This is a genomic window from Vibrio sp. 1-1(7) (assembly GCF_013048485.1).
In the GTDB taxonomy this organism is placed as follows: Bacteria; Pseudomonadota; Gammaproteobacteria; order Enterobacterales; family Vibrionaceae; genus Vibrio; species Vibrio fujianensis.
In genome coordinates this window covers 1,620,558-1,639,282 of the sequence record NZ_VHSP01000001.1, presented here as the reverse complement: position 1 = coordinate 1,639,282, position 18,725 = coordinate 1,620,558, and the positions used below count along the sequence as shown (strand labels likewise).

The following is an 18,725-nucleotide window of genomic DNA, read 5'->3' as shown; positions in this document are numbered from 1 at the left end:
CATTTTTGTATGTCGGCAGTTGCACTCTTTTTCGAACGTTTGTTATAGAATGAGCACGTTGCGCATCGTCAGTTATGCCGATTAAATTCATCCTAGCGTGAATGCGTGACGTTAATTAAATGTTCAACGAGGATGATCATGAATAAAACAATATTCGAACGTGCAGTACTCGATCGTTTGTTAGTCGAGAAGAATTTTTCCTTGTTGATCGATGCCGATCAGCATGACTTGGATCTGCCCAATGAAGAGGATTGGCAGCGTCGCCTCGAGCAAAGTGAACCGGATAGCTGGGAGGCGAATTTTTTGGCCTATCTTCATGAGCGAGACCAGCATCTTGAAAGTCTTCCTATTGTGGGTGGCGAGTTAACGCAGTCAGTGATTCAGCGTGGGGAAGCGATCATTTGGTCACCGGATAAAATCGCTATTCCAGCATTGCGAGAACTACAGCAATACGCTAAACGTATATTGGTCAAAATTGACGGATTAAACACCCAAATTATACTAATCACCGACGCGAATTATCCACGGCCCAATAAAGCATTACTGATCCAGTATGCGAACGCCGTAAGACAAAAAGTCGTCGCAAGTTTTGAGTTAGGTAAAAACAACTTGCACAGTGTGAGCATCACCGTACTTATGCTCGGTGAAATCGATAATGATGTGCGCCATTTTGCTAAACAAAACACTAAGCGTATGGGTATGGATAGGAATTTCATTCATTACGTCTGCGTTGACGCTCTGCATGAGCATATCTGGACTCCGACTCCTATTCGAAGTGGCAGTATAAAGCAGGTTATTAAAGCGACATTTTCTTCACTCGATCATCGCTTAGAAACATTATTTAATCACTATAATGCTGTGACGGTGAGTTGGCCAAGAATCGTATTGTCCGGTCTTGGTGCATTTATTATCACTACTGCAATGAATGTCATGGTGGCGAGTTTCGATATTGGATTTCTCTCGATGTTGAGCCGCATTTTAGTTCCGACATTGGTGTTCGTTATTGCTTTTGCTACGATGAAGAATCGCACTCAAGCTTACAAGCAGATTATGTTTTCCTTGTTAATCTACCTCACTTTGTTGCTTGCAATGCTCTTCTATTTCAGTCCACCTGGCAATTTTGGCGAATGGTTAAATTTGGCACAGTTGCTATTCTTGACCAGTATGCCAGCGTTAATCATCGGGCGGGTGTTGGAGATCACTCGCTAAGAGGGTCATATACCGTCGCAACAGTGCTGCAACGCCAAGTTGTTTCGGTATATATGCCGGTTTTCTAGTCTAACAGCGAAGTTAGAGACAGCTTACTTAGAAACAGTTTACATAGTTACGCGCAATACACTGATTGGCTAACGTTTTTGCCTGGTTTAATTGTGATGGAGTTAAAACCGTATCAGGAATTATTAAGTGGTTGAACCGATCTAATCCAGACGAACCCTGATGTGACCGATGATGGTCAGAAACGAGCTGCAACATTTTTCCCGTAACCCAATTTTTTTCGACGTTTTCGCCCCGAGCATAATGGAACGACAGATTCCACATTGCGGGGCCAAAGCCTTGTTGGGCGGCTTTGGTGTACCACTCGAATGATAGCTCTGGATCACTGGAAGTATAATGCAAACCGAGTAGATTTTGAGCCGGTGCATAACCTTGAAGTGCCGATTTTTCATACCACGTAAAAGGCTGAAAGATATCTGGCACGGTTTGGCCATTACGGGTTCGTTGTCGAAAGGTTTTGTTAAGTTGCTGGCCATAATAGAATTGATTTTCCGCGTCTCCTTGCTCAGCAAGTAGCTGCACTAGATAATTTTTAGCTGTCTGATGCCCCAAACGCGTACCTTCTCGCAGATGAAATTCCGCTTGTTTGATGTCTTTATCGATACCGACTCCATTAAAATAGATAAAGCCAAGTTTTGCATGTGCGGACGCAAATTGTTGTTCCGCTGACCTTTGGTAGTAGTTTATCGCCTCTTGTATTTGTCCCGACTGCTCAGCGTAAGACCCAAGAACGAACTCCGCATGGGCATGTTTTTGCTGCGCTGCTTTTTGCATCCATTCCAAGGCGTTGTCGTGATTTTTCCTGACCCCCTTGCCTTCAAAGTACAACCGCCCAAGCTGATATTGTGCATCGGCATTGCCCGCTTCGGCCGGTTGTCGATAGAGATCAGCCAGTTTGTCACCCTTTTGAACTAGGTTAGGATTCGCTTCTAGCAAACGTGCCAGTTCATAACGTGCATCGTTATTGTCTTGCTCAATGGCTTGTCGAAATAGTTGTTCCGCGGCTTCAACATCAACCCATACAATCCAATCTTCTGTATATAGGCCATTGACATACCAGCGCCCCAATTCTGTTTGTGCTGCGCTACTGCCACCATTCGCTGCCTTTTTGAGCCATTGTAAGGCCTGCTTAGCGTCCGCCACCATCTGAGTAGACTCATACTCGCGTTGGAATTGTCGTGCTATCTGATATTGTGCTTGCGGATCTCCCTGCTGTGCAGCCTGATGAAACCAGTCCAATGCTTTGGTTGGATCGGCTTCAACGCTTTGTCCCTCAAGCAACATGAGACCTAGTTGATATTGCGCGTTGCGATCGCCTTGTTCTGCGTGACTTTTGACTTGCTGATAGTCTAAAGGCGTCTCCTCTGAGGGAGCGCGCTGTAAGTCAATAAGAAAAAAGAGACTAAATACGATGGCAATAAGAGGTAAAATTCGTGTTCGCATCATAATATTTAAAATAAGAGGTTATCATTTGGATGCTATCTAAGTTAAATAGGTATGACAAGATCATTAGATGTTTGCCATTATTTTAGCTCATTGGTTTTCCATGCAAACAGGAACACTCCTCTTGATGAGCGGTACGGTTTATACCCTTCCTACCTGTAACGCCAAGTTGTTTGGGTATATAGGGATATACCCTTCCTACTTGAAGCTGCAGGGGTGTTGGCTACGTTCTTTCATCCCAATCACATAGCCAGTCTATGCTCATGGGGATTCACTCACTTGCCGCCTACCTGCAACTCCAAGTTGTTTGGGTATAGATAAAAATTAGGTTGAATGGTTAAGTTAATGATAAATTAGCGACAACAGCCAAGCTGTTTGGGTACAGATCGTCAATTGCCATGAGTATCATGAGATAAAGTGAATCGATGAACATCACGAGTAAAAGCCATTTAAATCTTCAGAAGCTGATTTTATTACTTTGCGTGTTAGGGGTGGCGATTACTTTTGTCAATTTATTTTATTCTACTTACCATGTTCAAAAAGAACTACTGATTAACCAAACCATTGAATCAAATCGAGTGTATGCCAAGAAAATGTCTGATATTGCAGACAGCTTTCTTGCAGATACACTCAAGCAGTTAGAGTATAGTAGCTTGATTTTAAAAGATAAAATGGCTACAGATTCCGACCTCATGGTTGAGGTTAAGCGAGTAAAAGAGCAATCTGATTTATTTAATTCAGTTGTCGTGGTGAGTGCCGACGGTGTGATAGCTGCTATTGCGCCAGAAACGATAAGTATTAAAGGGGTTAAATTAAGTCAAGAGCGAGAGTTACAATCACTCAATGCCCGAGTTCCACTCATTACCGATCCATTCATTTCTCCTGCCGGTAACTATCTGATCAGCATTTCATTGCCTATCTTTGATGATCAACAGCACTATCTTGGTTATATCGCTGGCAATATTTACTTGGAAAAAATGAACTTTTTAACCGGTTTATTGGGTGATCATGCCTATCGAGATGGCTCATACCTGTATATTGTCGATAAAAACCGAACATTGATTTCTCATCCTGAGAAAGCTCGGATTGGAGAAGTCATTGAGAATAATGCCGCGATAAATTTGGTGTCACAAGGTATTAGCGGCGGAAGGTTAGTGACGAATAGTCAAAATATCGAGATGTTGACTGGATACGCTCCAGTTAATTTGAGCGGTTGGGGGGTGATTGTACAACGCCCGAAAGTACGAACGTTGGAAAGTTTGAACCAACAAATGTGGAATGTTGTTCTCACTTCTCTTCCTATTGGTATCGCTACATTAGCCAGTATTTGGTTTGCAGCCACTTATATTGCTAAGCCACTGTGGCAATTATCTCGCCTAGTAAACCACTTTGAGGACAAAGAGGATGCGGCTTTAGAATTGAAAAAAATAAGCCCGTGGTATTTTGAGGCTCAGCAGCTAACCGCGACGTTTATCCGAACCTTTAGTTTAATGTCCGATACGATAATGCAACTGCACTCAGACAGTTTAACCGATCCCATGACGCAACTGTTTAATCGGCGAAGATTAGAAAAAGAACTCGCCTCTATTGCGTTGGCTCCTTACCCTTTATCTTTTGTGTTTCTTGATATCGATTTCTTTAAAAAAGTCAATGATCGCTATGGGCATGATGCAGGCGATCAGGTTTTGATAGAAATCGCCGAGCTTATGAAAGCTTACTGGCCAGATGAAGCGAGTATTTATCGATTAGGTGGCGAAGAATTTCTCATCATACTTCCTCACCGTTCTTTGGTTGATAGCCAAGACAGCGCGGAGCGTTTACGCAGAACGATTGCGACTCATCGATTTACCCAAGTGGGGTACTTGACGGTCTCTATGGGGATTTCTTTTTGGCAAGAACAATCAGAAAATTCGATTGAAGAAACCATCAAAAGAGCGGATATCGCACTTTATCAAGCCAAAAAAAATGGCCGTAATCGAGTCGAAGCTATATAGTCGCCTTATTGATTAAGTGGCTCGATCTGTTATTTGAGCTAAGCGAGCAGTGAAAGGTGTATTTTGCTTTGCTTTTTTTCAAGCTATGATGAAGGTGTTGTTTGCACTTAAGACCGTTTATTATGAGTGATGCTCCCCGTAATGTTAGTCGACGTGATCTTTTTCGTAATATGCTGGCTCGTGGTAAGTCAGCCTACCAAGAAGCTGATCACTTACCAAAACGTACCATTCCTCGTCCCCCTGGTGCACTTGCCGAAGGGCTGTTTCGTGAAGTATGTGATGGTTGTGGTTTGTGTGCTGAGGCTTGCCCTAATTCTGTGATTCAATGCCACGATCAATGGCCAGAGTTATGTGTGGATTATCACCATTGCCAGCTCTGTGGTGAGTGTGCCAAGGCGTGTCCGACAGGCGCTTTGCAGCCTGCCACTCAAACCGAATTATTACCGACCTTTTCTCATGCGTGCCATAGTCGTTTATTTGGCTATTGTGAACTTTGTGTCGAGCAATGCCCGAGCCAAGCGATTCAATGCTTACCAGACCAAAAACCAACAGTAGACTCTGCCTTGTGCAATGGTTGTGGGCAGTGTCGAGCGGCTTGTCCTGCCAGTGCTATAAGCTGGAACATCAGAGTGTGAAATGGGTAGCAATAATGATTTTCATTAGTGATTAATTCGGTTTTTTGGCCAATGTTACCGGTAATCTCTCTTTAATTGATGGGGATCATAGGAGAAAATAGCCACTGTTATTGATAATAGACTCACATACTGGAGGGTCTATGTCCACATCAATAATAAAAAAACTATTTACACGCCGCGAGTTTATTCAAAGCTCAGCCGCGGCTTCTGGCGTTGCGGTGGCCGCCAGTTCAATTAGCTTGCCATTTAATGCACTCGCAGCGAAAAGTGAATCATCCCCAAGCGAAGAGCAGATCCGCTATAGCGCGTGTTTAGTGAACTGTGGCAGTCGTTGTCCGTTTAAAGTTCATGTCCGTGATGGTGTGGCGGTAAAAATATCACCTGAAGATGGTGTTAATGAAGCCATTTTTGGACAGCATCAAATTCGTCCTTGTCTACGTGGCCGTTCGGCTCGTTTTCGCACCTATAACCCCGATCGCTTAAAATACCCCATGAAGCGCATTGGCGCGCGTGGTGAAGGAAAATTTAAACGGATCAGTTGGGATGAAGCAACTACTATTGTGGCAAATGAGTTAAAACGGGTCATTAGCACGTATGGTAATGAAGCGATTTATTATCAATATGGCAGTGGTACAACCGGTGCGAACTTACAAGGTCGTAATACCTGTAAACGGCTGCTAAATTTAGCCGGGGGCTTTTTGGATATGCATAACACATATTCTGAAGCGCAATTAAACCGAATTCAGCCGTTCGTTTTTGGTCAAGCCGGTAATATTTATGGCACTGAGCAACAAACGTTATTTTCTGAAATCAGACACTCTGATTTAGTGGTGATGTTTGGCCAAAACTTGGCGGAAACTCGCATGTCGGGTGGTGGGCAAATTGCCGAAATTTATCATGCGCTAGAGCAAAGTGGTGCCCGGGTTATTTTGATTGATCCTCGCCGTACCGACAGTGTTACCGCCTTTAATGCCGAATGGCTACCTATCCGTCCGGGAACCGATGCGGCGTTAGTGGCTGCGATTGGACATACGTTGATCAAAGAAAATTTGCTTGATGAAGCAATGCTTAATCAATATACGGTCGGTTGGAGTGAAGAAACGTTACCAGCGAGTGCCCCGGCGAATGCTTCTTATAAATCGTATATTTTAGGTTTGGGTGAAGATAAAACAGAAAAAACACCCGAGTGGGCTGAAGCATTAACGGAAATTCCAGCACAGCGTATTCGTGAGCTGGCGCGTGAAATTGCTGGCGCGAAAGCAGCGTGGATTTCTCAAGGCTGGGGTGTGCAACGGACTCAAAATGGTGAACATGCCTCTCGTGCCATTATGATGCTACCGATTATGACCGGACAGTTTGGCCGCCCTGGTACTAACATTGGGACTTGGGGAGGGAGTGTTAATTATCCATTAGCTGGCCTTGCCATTGCTAACCCAGTAAAAGTTTCCATTCCTTGTTTTAGCTGGTTAGATGCGATTACCCGTGGCACAGAAATGACAGCGAAAAAAGATTACGTCAAAGGTCGTGATCGATTAGCCACTAACGTTAAGTTTCTCTGGAACTATGCCTCGAATATGACCGGAAATCAGCACTCGAACCTAAACCAAGTGGATAAAGTGCTGCGCGATGAATCCTTGTGCGAGTTTATTCTGGTATGGGATAACCACATGACGGCGACAGCGAAGTATGCCGATTTATTATTGCCAGATGTTTCGACACTAGAATCAGATGAGTTGATCAACAACTCATACCAATCGGGCTCCTATCATTATTTGGTTCGTTTACAAAAAGCGATTGAACCTATGTGGGAAAATCGTCCGACTTATGATGTATTGGCTGAAATTGCAGAAAAAATGGGCATCAAAGAGGCCTTTACGGAAGGACGCACCTACCAAGAATGGATTGAGTTTGCGTATAACCAAGTACGTAAACAAGAGCCCCATCTTCCACCATTTTCCGAAACCGATGGTATGGGAGTGATTGATCGCCGCGTCGCTGATAGCAGTAAACATATTGCTTTAAAAGAGTTTCGCGATAATCCGCAGTTACACCCACTAAAAACACCATCAGGTAAAATTGAAATTTACTCAGAATCGCTCGCTGAGCTCGCGACACAGTGGGAGCTATTACCAGGCGATAAAATTTCACCGATCCCAGAGTACTGGCCAGCGGTAGAAGGTATTGAAGACAAAGCGCAGTTAAGTAAATACCCATTGCAGATGACGGGCTTTCATACTAAAGGGCATTGTCATTCAACGTATTCGTCAGTGGCGCAATTGAAAGAAGCGGCTCCTGATGTGCTTTGGATGAACCCCATTGATGCGCAGGCCCGAGGGATTAAGACAGATGATTTTGTCGAAGTCTTTAATGATCGAGGCCGACTAAGAATTAAAGCTAAGGTTTCACCGCGGATCATGCCTGGAGTTACGGCTATGCCAGAAGGCGCATGGGCGAAGACCAATAAAGAAGGCGTTGATGTTGGTGGTTGTATCAACCGGCTTACCTCATTACGGCCAACAGCATTGGCTAAAGGTAACCCACAACACACAAATTTGGTCGACGTTAAGCGCATCTGAGGAGATTTTAAATGAAACAATACGGCTTTTTTGTCGACTCATCAAAGTGTACTGGCTGTAAAACTTGCCAAATCAGTTGTAAAGATGAGAAGGCGCTAGAAGTGGGCCCAAAATATCGCCGCGTTTATGAATATGGTGGCGGTGATTGGCAAAAAGTAGGCAATGCGTGGAAGCAAGATACCTTTAATTACTATTTGTCGATTTCTTGCAACCACTGTGCAGATCCTGCCTGCGTCAAAGGTTGTCCAACCGGAGCGATGCATAAGCGCTCAGAAGATGGCTTAGTGGTGGTCGATCAAGATGTATGTATCGGTTGTCGCTATTGTGAAATGCGCTGTCCTTACGGTGCCCCTCAGTTCGATGAACAGAAGAAAGTGATGTCGAAGTGTGATGGTTGTTATGAGCGGGTAGCGCAAGGATTAAAACCCGTTTGTGTCGAATCGTGTCCTCAACGAGCACTTGATTTTGATGAAATTGAGATCTTGCGGGCCAAATATGGCAATACCAATGCCGTGGCACCACTGCCAGATCCACGCTTAACCAAGCCCAGCTTAGTGATTAAAGCTCATGCCGATGCACGAATGTCGGGTGATACCACGGGCGCTATTCAAAATCCATCAGAGGTCTAAACGATGCATGAATTACCTTTAGTCTTTTTTACCGTCTTAGGCCAGACAGCGGTTGGTATGATGTTACTGGCTTTTATCGCCGGTCTTATGGGGCAAATCACTGCCACTCAACAGCATAGAATTAACTTCATCGGGTTAATTCTATTTGCGATAGGTATGGCAATTGGCGGCTTACACATGGGCCAGCCACAACGGGCGTTTAACTTATTGTTTGGCCTGCTACGTTCGCCCATGAGCAATGAAATTGTGCTCAGTGGTCTCTATTTTGGTAGTGCATTGTTAACGGTAGCACTGGGTATTCCTCGTGTTCGTACATGGCTGAAAACCCGTTTTCAATTCACCATGACCAACACCCAACATCAATGGATTAACGGTGTGGCGGTGTTACTTGGCTTGGCATTTGCTTGGTCGATTACCCAAGTGTATCAATTGGAAACCGTCCCAGCGTGGAACACCCATTACACTGCGCTACATTTGTGGTTAACCGTGCTCATTTCTGGCGGAATGGCGGCTTTAGCGCTCGGGGTTTATCGGTTAGGCAGCATTGTGGTGATGGTTGGGGCGCTCCTTTCCTTAGTGACCCGCTCTGGTTATATGACATTTCTCAATGAAACGGTTCCTCACCTTGTGCAAGGGCAAATGATATTTTGGTATATTTATCTTGCTGGGGTGGTGATTGCGCTTATCTTCGCTGGGCTTGGTGGGCTAAAAAAACAGCAAGTGACGCCGCTATTGCTCAGTGGCGCAGTGCTGGTGTTGCTCGGTGAGCTTGCTGAACGCATCACGTTTTATAATTTATGGTGGATAACCATGTGATCGTCACGGTCGATTAACCGAGGGTCAACAGACCCTAATATTTCCTTGGTATCGGCAACGCTAAGTTGTTTAGATATACCGGTTATCGGCAGAGTGAGTTAATCGAAAATCAGTCTACTGCTTCGTCGTGAATGTGAACAAGCGGTAGGCTGGTTATTTTTAGTGAATAAGGAAAACTTATGCTAGCTGTGGTCCCTCGTGTTTTAGGTAGCTTATTTTATTATCCACCTCATAGTGAACCGGCTCAATATGCCCAACAAGATCTACCCAATCTAGCGGCTTATTTTTCTTGGCAAAAGCCGGAAGAGATTAACGCCTTGTGCCAAGCATTACCCGCACCAGATTCAGATCAATTTAGCCTCTTATTTGAAGGGGTCGGTGATATGCCAGCGCCGCCGTGGGGCTCGGTCTATTTAGATCCCGAGCACATCGTCATGGGCGAGAGCACATTAGCGTATCGTCGCTTTTTGCACCAAAACGGTATTGAAGTGCAATTGACGAGCCATGAACCAGAAGATCATTTTGGGTTGATGTTATTAGCGTTGGCACATTTTATTGAACAAGATCAAGAGAATGCGGCGTTAGTGTTATTCGTTGATCATTTGTTGCCGTGGGCTGAGCAATATTTACAGCAGTTAAAATCAGCTTGCTCAGCGGGGGATTTTTATTATGGCTTGGCAACCCTAGCTGAGTGTTTTTTAAACGAGTTGGCAAATAGCATCACGCCCTCACAAACAGTGATGATGACGTCATGCTAAACGTGGTTAATATTGGTCACTTTGCATCGTGATGAAAGGTTTGTATTGCCTTTCATCAGCAAACATTAAGCGGTGAGCGCCAATCTTAAAGCAAAGAGCACAAACAGCGAGCCAATGAAGGTATTGGACAATTTCGCTAGTTTTTGATTTTGTTTCACTCTATTGGTGATACCAAACCCCGCAAAAATCAACAGGGAAAGATAGAGCATGCTGCACAGCTCGAGTATTGAACCCAAAACCAAAAAAGAGAGCCCAGTACTTTCAGCATTAAAATCGATGAACTGAATAAAGAAAGAAACATAGAAAATAATCATTTTCGGATTCAATACACTCAGCCCTAAAGCTTTTAGATAAATACCTTGATTCTTTTTCCCAACTTGATTTTGTGCTGTCGCTTGATCACATTGACGAAAACTACGGATGATGGTTTTGGCACCCAAATAGAAAAGATACCCAGCCCCCATGTATTGAATCACATGAAAGAGAATGGGCGAGTTTTTAACCAGTGTTGCAACACCTAAAAAAGCGAGGAAAATCAATAAAGCATCGCCACTAAATACGCCAAGCGCCGCTTTATAGCCACCTTTTACTCCATGTTTTGCACTGGCCGTTAAGACAAAAATAGAGTTAGGGCCGGGGACGATCACAATGAGAAAGACACCAACCAAATAGGCCCAAAGGTTCACAATTCCGATATTTTCCAACATACCACTCTCGCAAAAATAACATCGATAAAGTCAATGCACACCACTGTGCGATGAGCTCATGTTTTCCATTGTTCGATGATCAATGATGTGAACAACATCGGTCATTCATCCTGTATCGGCGATCAAAAAAATAGGCCAATACATTCATGTTATATATCCGATTGGTTGGCATTCAAACTGAATGTCGTCTTAATGGAGTGAGCTTGGGTGTATAATAACGGTCTTTGTTTTTTTTGAAATATCTGTTTGTTTATTTTTGTAATTATAGTTTATAAAACTGGATTTTAGCTTTTAATATGAAATTAGAATCCATTTTTGTGGTTTTTATTAATATAATATGTTGCCTTTTTGTTTTGATTTAGAGGGGTGCTGTTTTTATTCGTTATATAGAGAAATTCTCCTGAAATTTGTTTTCAATTGGAGGTTTTATCTGATTTTTGGTCTTTGATAAGGTTTTATGATTACTTTACACAAAGCAGGTTGAGATACCCAAACAACGTGGAGTTGCAGGTAGGATATAAAAGGGGAGCTAAACTCCCCCGGAGCCTTCGATTAAGCCTGAGTTAAGACTGAAACTAAACGCTGAACAGCCTTGGTTAATTCTTGTTCGGTTGAATTAGTGAAGTTTAAACGTAGTGCCGCTGGTGCATGGTCAGGATCTGGATAAAACACTGGGCTAGGGACAACTGCAACCCCTTCAGCGAGTAACCGTTGAGCCAACGCAAACGTGTCACATGGTGGCAGGGTAAGCCAGATAAACATACCGCCATCAATTGAATTAAGCTGGTAGCCATTCGGTAATACTTTTTTCAAGTTATCGAATAATACCTCATAACGTGAACGGTATAAGGTTCGGATCTGCTGAAGGTGCTCTGGAAATTTAGGATGAGCAAGTAGACCATGCAATAAAGCTTGCATCGGAACGCTGGAGTGAAGATCGGCCCCTTGTTTAACCTTAATCATCGGAGCCAAATCAGTCGCTCGGCCGGAAACGGCTCCCAACCTGAGCCCCGGAGAAGCGATCTTAGAAAAAGAACGCAGAACAATCGCTTGATCTGGACAGAAATCAGACACCAAGGGGTGGCTCTCACCAGTAAAACGCAACTCACGATACGGAACATCTTCCACCAGCACGACGTCAAAGCGTTGACAGAGTTCAGCCACTTGTTGACGCGTGTTTAAGCTCCAACAAATGCCGGTTGGATTATGAAAGTCTGGGACGGCGTAAAATAATTTAGCGCGTTGTGATTGAAAGCATTGCTCTAATTCTGCAAGATTTGGCCCTTCTGGTGTTTGTGTTACCGTAACAATATTCGCTTGTGCTAACCCAAACACTTGCATTGCGCCTAAGTAACTCGGCGCTTCCATGACCACATGATCACCCGGATTAATATAAGCACGGGCGATTAAGTCTAGCCCTTGTTGTGATCCGGTGGTGATCATCACCTCATGATGGGCGGGTAACGCAAAATGTTGTTTGAGAAAATCGATCAGCGGGCCGTAGCCAGCTGTAGCGCCATATTGAAACACATGCGGTTTTTCTGCCAGATCCACTAATGTTGCACGCATTAGCTCAATCGGAAATGTCGCTTCATCAGGTAGCCCTCCAGCTAAAGAAATAACATTCTTATCACTCGCAGCGGCGAGGATCTCTCGAATATAGGATGATTTGACTTGTTGTAACGATTTTGCGATGTCCATGTATGCTCTCGGTAGCCCTTTTTATTGAATGACTGCTAACTTGCAGCTTCAAGTTGTTTGGGGCGATATTATTTTATTCGTCGCATAGTACGATTGGTTGCGCAAAATTGTTTGTCCATTTATGCTCAACTTCATCTCGATTGATATAACTTACCTCATGAATTCACAGCATATTTCACGTATCAATGATGTTCTTTATTACATTCATCAAGACATTGCGAGTGATTTGTCAGCAAAGCGGTTAGCCGACTTCGCGGCGTACTCAGAGCAACATTTTCACCGCGTTTTTAAACGTGTGGTTGGGGAAGGGGTGCATCAATACATTCGGCGAACCCGAATGGAGTATGCAGCCAACCAATTAATGTTCGATGCGCGAACCCCTGTCATCGATATCGCGAATAAATGCGGATTTAGCTCACTTTCTTCTTTTGCTAAAGCCTTTAAAGCGGAATTTCAGGTGACACCGGGTCAATGGCGGCATGGAGAAGGGATTTCGTTAACACGAGCCACTATTCATGATAGCGATGTGGCGGAAGGCTATCGACGAGTAGCCAATCTCATATTACCAAGGCCAAAAATCATAGAAACTCAGCCTCGCTTGACGGCTTATATTCGTCACCAAGGTTATAATCGTTCAATCCGACAAGCTTGGGTGGCATTAAGCCATTGGGCTGAAGAAGAAGGAAGAAGCGTTAGTCAGCAATTTGCTTTGCATCATTCAAATCCAGCTTGGGTTGCCTTAGAACAATGCCGTTATGTCGCCTGCTTAGCTATTGATAAACCAGTGAAATTGAGAAGTGTCGTTAATCAATTAACCATCCCCGGTGGCTTACATGCAGTATTTCGGCTGCAAGGCCGCTATGGTGAATTACTTCCTCAAGTAAGCCAGATTTTTGAAAAGTGGTTGCCTCAATCACGTTACAAATTACGTTTAACCCCCGCTTATGTTCACTACCACAAAAATCATTTTCTCAATGACGATGAGCAGTTTGAGATCGACTTTTATTTACCGATCAGTGCTTTTTAAGCATATATAATATGCAAAATAGAGGTTGGTGTAGCGGTCAAGCAGTCTGGGAGTTCATGCATTAAACTGTAATATGTTCTAATTAACCCAAGTAGTTGATTCGACTCAATATCCATTCAGTTACTTTCTCTACGTGCTCTTGCGGCATAAAACTATTACGGTAGGTATCGAGAATCGCCCCTTCACCTGCGTTTAAGCGGTCATAGCGCCTTATTCTCCACAATCCTTAGCTGATGATCGTTATTCATCGCCAGAGAAAGCTTGGGTTGATAACCGGAAATACTCATGCCTTTTTGTTTTTTGGCAACTCAGTAACAAATTCAGTGCGCGAAAAAGGCAATTGGATCTGAAATTTATTCGAGCCTAGTAGGGGGTTGATCTCCAATTTTTTATACTCGACTTGTTTTCTATATTGTTCAAGTAGAATAACTTGTGACCTAACAGCTTGTTGCTAAGCGGGATTTTCCCTATACTCAGATTACTCTTTAGCGTTTGGGTCGAATTTCAGTTCAACCTTGTCGGGCGATTCGCTAGACACTAACTTATTGAGTGCATTTAGGGTTGCGTTAGAACTTTTCTAACGATCCTCGTGCCTCGGAGCGCCAGAAAAGTTCTAACGCGAGCCTCTGAGTAAAGAGTTAATCGGACGACATAGACGGTCCTATTTTGGACCGTCTATGTATTTTTAAAGGAACTAACCACAGTGAGCAAAAAGTTCGAGGATGCGATAATTGATTCTTTCGATAAGTTTGATGTAAGAAACTTCAAGATCAATTATCCAGATCACCGAATTTTTATATGTGGTGGCCAGATCGATATTAGAGAGCCCATTCCATTAAGCTTTCGCCAACGATTTATTGAAAAACTGGCTACTTCATACCCAGAATTAGAAAGTGAAATCGTTTTAGCCGAATCTTTCAAAGATTACTTTCGAGAGCATGCATATCGAGATCTTCTTACTTTCGAAGATGATATCGCTCAACTAGCTTCCGTTGTTGTCATTTTTCTTGAAAGTCCAGGTTCACTGGTAGAACTTGGCATGTTCTGTACTAAACCGAATTTTTACAAAAAATTACTTATTGTTGCCCCAAGAGAGGAAACAGAGCGCGAGGATTCCTTTATTTATCTTGGCCCTCTTCACCACATTCGAGGAAAAGAGCAATCGTCAGTAGCTGTATATCCTTGGCCATCGAATAAAGCGTTAGATTACCCTGATATTCACCTCCAAGACCTATGCATTTCTCTTCAGGGAAAGCGGAATAGTATCCCTAAAAACCCAACTCTAAACCCCAAAAATTCAGGCCATATTGCCTTGTTGATTTTGGAGATTGTTCGTCTTTCATATCCAGTGTTATTGACTGAAATTGAGTTAGCGCTTGCTTCATTGGAGCTAGATGAAGATAAATCAAAAGTTACTCGATTATTGTATCTACTAAATAAACTAGGGTACTTAGATACATATGAATACAGTGGATATAAATACTACTACCCAATAGACCGAGAGAAACCAAGGGTAAAATTTGGCTCAACTAAGAACAATATTCCGTTTGATGAAAAGAAGCTAATGATGAGCTTGAAAATGTCATATGTAACGGAGTTATCTGATGATGCCTCAAGAAAACGAATAGCGGCTGGTGAAGAAATTCAGAAGATTCTAAAAGAGAGGCAAAAATGAATTTGTCGGAAACACTTTCTACCGTTTTATTCATGGATGAAGCGGAACTAAGATCATTCGCATCGAGTGCTCCCTACCGTTATAAAGTTTATGCTATAAATAAACGTAACTCTGATGAAAAAAGAATCATTGCACACCCATCTAAAGAGCTTAAGTTTATTCAGCGTTTAATTATCAAACAATTACAACCTAGGTTGCCAGTTCATACTGTTGCGACAGCGTATATTCGCGGAAAAAGCATTAAAGATAATGCTCTTCCGCACGCAAAGTCGAAGTACTTATTGAAAATGGACCTAAAGAATTTTTTCCCAAGTATTAAACCCGATTTATTTTTTAAGGAATGTAAACATCAAGGCGTTCCACTCTCAGATTCGGATAAAGAGCTTTTAGAAGGATTTCTTTTTTGGAAATCTAGACGTGCGAAAGGGTTAAGTTTAAGTATTGGAGCGCCTAGTTCTCCGCTGGTATCTAACTTCATTCTTTATAGATTCGATAAAGCTATGAATCAATTGTGCCAATCAGAAGGAGTGACATACACTCGTTATGCTGATGACCTAATATTTTCTACGAATAAGAAAGGTGTTTTATTGGCATATCCACCAAAGGTAAGAAGACTTATCGGCACCCTCTATGATGGCAACATAAAAATAAACCTCAGGAAAACTGTACTATCTTCTAAGGCTCATAACCGACATGTTACAGGTATTACCCTAACTAACGATGGACGGCTAAGTGTGGGACGAGATGACAAGCGAAAATTATCAGCAGCAATCCATCATTACGCATCTCATATGCTTACCCCTGAAGAGGTGCAGATACTCAGGGGTAAACTCTCGTATGCTGTATTTGTTGAACCAGAACTTCTCGAACGGTTAATTAGAAAATATGGAAAACAAGTTATAGCGGATTTACAAAAAGTAAATCCAACCCTCAATCTAAAATCCTAGATCGCAGGGTCGGTCACCAGACTGACCCTGTAATCTCCCTCCAAGGCTTATCCCGCCTAACTTCCTGCATGATGTAGTTCCAGAAACTTTGCCGACGGCGTCGGTCCGGTCTCTATCCGGTCTTTAGCTGTGATTTTGGCTAGATACCGAGCTGGACACGAACCCTAATGTAAATTTCCTATTTAGGTTTTCCGTCGTCGTCGACGGTAGTTACATCCTATTCTACTAACCCAACTTGACGCTCTAACTCATACCAGATTCGCGTTGTACAGACGAGAGAAGGTTCTGATGGTGGATATCACTCTAAACTAGGAACTGCGTCTCTGTGGTGACTACGTGGCGTGTTTCGGCTGACATAATGGACCAGAGCTTACCGGAAGTAATCGCAGACCGGATATAGACCGGACTAGAACGAAAAAAGGCTTACGGATTTCTCCATAAGCCTTAAAGAATATGGTGGCCCCTATGTGACTTGAACACATGACCAATCGATTATGAGTCGACTGCTCTAACCACTGAGCTAAGGGGCCGATAGGTGTGTGATTATAGGGGAAGGCTGAGTGTCTGTCTAGCCGGAAAATAGGGTAATAGCGCTTAGTTTTTATTCACTTAGCATTTGGGGTAATAAAAAAGGCGAGCATTTGCTCACCTTTTAAACACGTTAGTTTGATTTACTCATCAAGGAAGCTGCGCAGGGTTTCTGAGCGGCTAGGGTGACGAAGTTTACGCAGTGCTTTGGCTTCGATTTGACGAATACGTTCACGTGTAACATCAAACTGTTTACCGACTTCTTCCAGTGTGTGATCGGTATTCATATCGATACCAAAGCGCATACGCAATACTTTCGCTTCACGTGGTGTGAGGCCAGCAAGTACATCGCGAGTAGCGGCTCTTAGACTGGTTGCTGTTGCTGAGTCTAGAGGCAGTTCAAGCGTAGTATCTTCAATAAAATCACCGAGATGTGAATCTTCATCATCACCGATTGGCGTTTCCATTGAGATTGGTTCTTTGGCAATTTTGAGCACTTTGCGAATTTTATCTTCCGGCATTTGCATGCGTTCTGCTAATTCTTCAGGCAGTGGCTCACGACCCATCTCTTGTAGCATTTGGCGCGAAATTCGGTTCAGTTTATTGATCGTTTCGATCATATGAACTGGAATACGAATGGTACGTGCTTGATCAGCAATAGAACGGGTGATGGCTTGGCGAATCCACCATGTTGCGTAGGTTGAGAATTTATAACCACGCCGATATTCAAATTTATCCACTGCTTTCATCAAGCCGATATTACCTTCTTGAATTAAATCCAAGAATTGTAAACCACGGTTGGTATATTTTTTCGCAATAGAAATAACCAGACGTAAGTTTGCTTCGACCATTTCTTTTTTCGCTCGGCGAGCTTTAGCCTCACCAATCGACATCCGACGGCTAATATCTTTGATACGGCTAACATCGAGCGACGTTTCTTGCTCAATGAGTTTCAGCTTTTGAATCGAGCGACGAATCGCTTCTTCATTGGCGCGAATTTTTTCTACGTAAGGCTTATCAGAAGCGAGGACTTGGTCAAGCCATGCTTCACTTGATTCGTTACCAGTAAAGAGAGCGATAAATGACTTTTTCGGCATTTTCGCAACTTCAACAACCGATTTCATGATCAAGCGTTCTTGAGTTCGCACTCGATCCATCGAGGTTCGCAGCGTGTTAACCAGATGGTCAAACTGTTTAGGTGTTAAGCGAAACTCGCGGAAAATGTCGAGCATTAACTCAGTGGCTTGCTGAGTTTTGTTGTTGTCATGACCGTGTTCATTGATGGCGAGCTGTAAGTCTTGATACTTATTACGTAGTTCCGTAAATTTCTCTAGCGCAAGCTCAGGGTCGATGCCGCTTTCTTCTTCGGCATCATCATCGTTGCTGTCACTCTCTTCGTCTTCATCTTCGTCGTCATCGAGATCTTTATCGTCACTGAGATCGGTTTCTGCTAGCTCTGAACCGATGTGAGTAGCGGTTGGTGCCGTTGTACCATCTTCGTTCGGATCGATGAAACCGGAAATTAGGTCGGTCAGGCGTAATTCTTCGGCTTGAACTTTATCAAATTGTTCAAGAATATAAGGAATTGTGCCCGGATATTCAGCGACTGCGCTTTGAACTTGGTTAATACCTTCTTCAATGCGCTTAGCAATATCAATTTCACCTTCACGAGTTAGCAGCTCTACTGTACCCATTTCACGCATATACATGCGTACAGGGTCAGTAGTTCGACCAATCTCGCTCTCTACGCTTGAAAGCGCTGCGGCAGCGGCTTCAGCGGCATCTTCATCAGTGATCGTGTTATCGTCGCTTAAAGCGAGATCATCAGCATCAGGAGCCGTTTCTACGACTTTGATGCCCATGTCATTGATCATCTGAATAATATCTTCTACTTGCTCGGAATCGACGATTTCAGCAGGTAGGTGGTCATTTACTTCGGCGTAGGTCAGATAGCCTTGTTCCTTGCCTTTAATGACAAGTAATTTTAGCTGTGACTGCGGATTTTGATCCATAG

At 43.3% G+C, this 18,725-nt stretch carries 14 protein-coding genes and 1 tRNA gene; 10 read left to right on the top strand and 5 right to left on the bottom strand.

The features are described from left to right. Positions 1 to 138 precede the first annotated feature (138 nt). The gene (locus tag FKN05_RS07515) at positions 139 to 1,209 is read left to right on the top strand and encodes a hypothetical protein (RefSeq protein WP_099611752.1); all 1,071 of its coding nucleotides are present in this window, start codon (positions 139 to 141) and stop codon (positions 1,207 to 1,209) included. Positions 1,210 to 1,305: 96 nt separating this feature from the next. Here FKN05_RS07515 and FKN05_RS07510 read toward each other — a convergent pair whose 3' ends face one another. Further along, positions 1,306 to 2,721 carry a tetratricopeptide repeat protein gene (locus tag FKN05_RS07510; RefSeq protein WP_170887185.1) on the bottom strand — a complete coding sequence of 472 codons (1,416 nt, stop codon included), beginning with the start codon at positions 2,719 to 2,721 and terminating at the stop codon, positions 1,306 to 1,308. A 422-nt stretch (positions 2,722 to 3,143) separates the two neighbouring features. Between FKN05_RS07510 and FKN05_RS07505 the strand changes: the two genes are divergently transcribed. The 6 genes from FKN05_RS07505 to FKN05_RS07480 all read left to right on the top strand — a co-directional run bounded on the left by FKN05_RS07505 (position 3,144) and on the right by FKN05_RS07480 (position 10,126). After that, positions 3,144 to 4,712, top strand: a complete 1,569-nt coding sequence (locus tag FKN05_RS07505; RefSeq protein WP_170887184.1) for a sensor domain-containing diguanylate cyclase — start codon at positions 3,144 to 3,146, stop codon at positions 4,710 to 4,712. A gap of 122 nt (positions 4,713 to 4,834) precedes the next feature. Next, complete coding sequence (gene napF, locus FKN05_RS07500) at positions 4,835 to 5,347, top strand: ferredoxin-type protein NapF (RefSeq protein ID WP_099611755.1); 513 nt, start codon at positions 4,835 to 4,837, stop codon at positions 5,345 to 5,347. Between the two features lie 140 nt (positions 5,348 to 5,487). After that, the gene (locus tag FKN05_RS07495) at positions 5,488 to 7,923 is read left to right on the top strand and encodes a DMSO/selenate family reductase complex A subunit (protein WP_161428056.1); all 2,436 of its coding nucleotides are present in this window, start codon (positions 5,488 to 5,490) and stop codon (positions 7,921 to 7,923) included. 11 nt (positions 7,924 to 7,934) lie between these two features. Further along, positions 7,935 to 8,552: a DMSO/selenate family reductase complex B subunit gene (locus tag FKN05_RS07490; RefSeq protein ID WP_099611756.1), complete on the top strand. Its 618-nt coding sequence runs from the start codon at positions 7,935 to 7,937 to the stop codon at positions 8,550 to 8,552. Positions 8,553 to 8,555: 3 nt separating this feature from the next. Then, the gene (locus FKN05_RS07485; protein ID WP_099611757.1) at positions 8,556 to 9,368 is read left to right on the top strand and encodes a dimethyl sulfoxide reductase anchor subunit family protein; all 813 of its coding nucleotides are present in this window, start codon (positions 8,556 to 8,558) and stop codon (positions 9,366 to 9,368) included. Positions 9,369 to 9,547: 179 nt separating this feature from the next. Further along, positions 9,548 to 10,126, top strand: coding sequence for a TorD/DmsD family molecular chaperone (locus FKN05_RS07480; protein ID WP_099611758.1), 579 nt, complete (start codon positions 9,548 to 9,550; stop codon positions 10,124 to 10,126). 65 nt (positions 10,127 to 10,191) lie between these two features. Here FKN05_RS07480 and leuE read toward each other — a convergent pair whose 3' ends face one another. After that, positions 10,192 to 10,833, bottom strand: a complete 642-nt coding sequence (gene leuE / locus FKN05_RS07475; protein WP_099611759.1) for a leucine efflux protein LeuE — start codon at positions 10,831 to 10,833, stop codon at positions 10,192 to 10,194. A gap of 552 nt (positions 10,834 to 11,385) precedes the next feature. Next, on the bottom strand, positions 11,386 to 12,534 hold the full coding sequence (locus FKN05_RS07470; RefSeq protein ID WP_099611760.1) for an aminotransferase-like domain-containing protein: 1,149 nt from the start codon (positions 12,532 to 12,534) through the stop codon (positions 11,386 to 11,388). Between the two features lie 157 nt (positions 12,535 to 12,691). Here FKN05_RS07470 and FKN05_RS07465 point away from each other — a divergent pair, with 157 nt between their 5' ends. The 3 genes from FKN05_RS07465 (at position 12,692) to FKN05_RS07455 (ending at position 16,183) form a co-directional block, all read left to right on the top strand. Next, the gene (locus FKN05_RS07465) at positions 12,692 to 13,561 is read left to right on the top strand and encodes an AraC family transcriptional regulator (RefSeq protein WP_170887183.1); all 870 of its coding nucleotides are present in this window, start codon (positions 12,692 to 12,694) and stop codon (positions 13,559 to 13,561) included. 703 nt (positions 13,562 to 14,264) lie between these two features. Then, complete coding sequence (locus FKN05_RS07460; protein ID WP_170887182.1) at positions 14,265 to 15,236, top strand: retron St85 family effector protein; 972 nt, start codon at positions 14,265 to 14,267, stop codon at positions 15,234 to 15,236. Next, entirely contained in the window at positions 15,233 to 16,183 is a 951-nt protein-coding gene (locus FKN05_RS07455; RefSeq protein ID WP_170887181.1) for a retron St85 family RNA-directed DNA polymerase, read from the top strand. Before FKN05_RS07460 ends, FKN05_RS07455 begins: the two co-directional genes overlap by 4 nt. Before the next feature lie 454 nt (positions 16,184 to 16,637). Here the strand turns inward: FKN05_RS07455 and FKN05_RS07450 are convergent. Both FKN05_RS07450 and rpoD read right to left on the bottom strand, forming a co-directional pair. Continuing rightward, a tRNA-Ile gene (locus FKN05_RS07450) sits at positions 16,638 to 16,713 on the bottom strand. Between the two features lie 141 nt (positions 16,714 to 16,854). Continuing rightward, positions 16,855 to 18,723 carry an RNA polymerase sigma factor RpoD gene (gene rpoD, locus FKN05_RS07445; protein WP_099611768.1) on the bottom strand — a complete coding sequence of 623 codons (1,869 nt, stop codon included), beginning with the start codon at positions 18,721 to 18,723 and terminating at the stop codon, positions 16,855 to 16,857. Between the last annotated feature and the right edge of the window lie 2 nt (positions 18,724 to 18,725).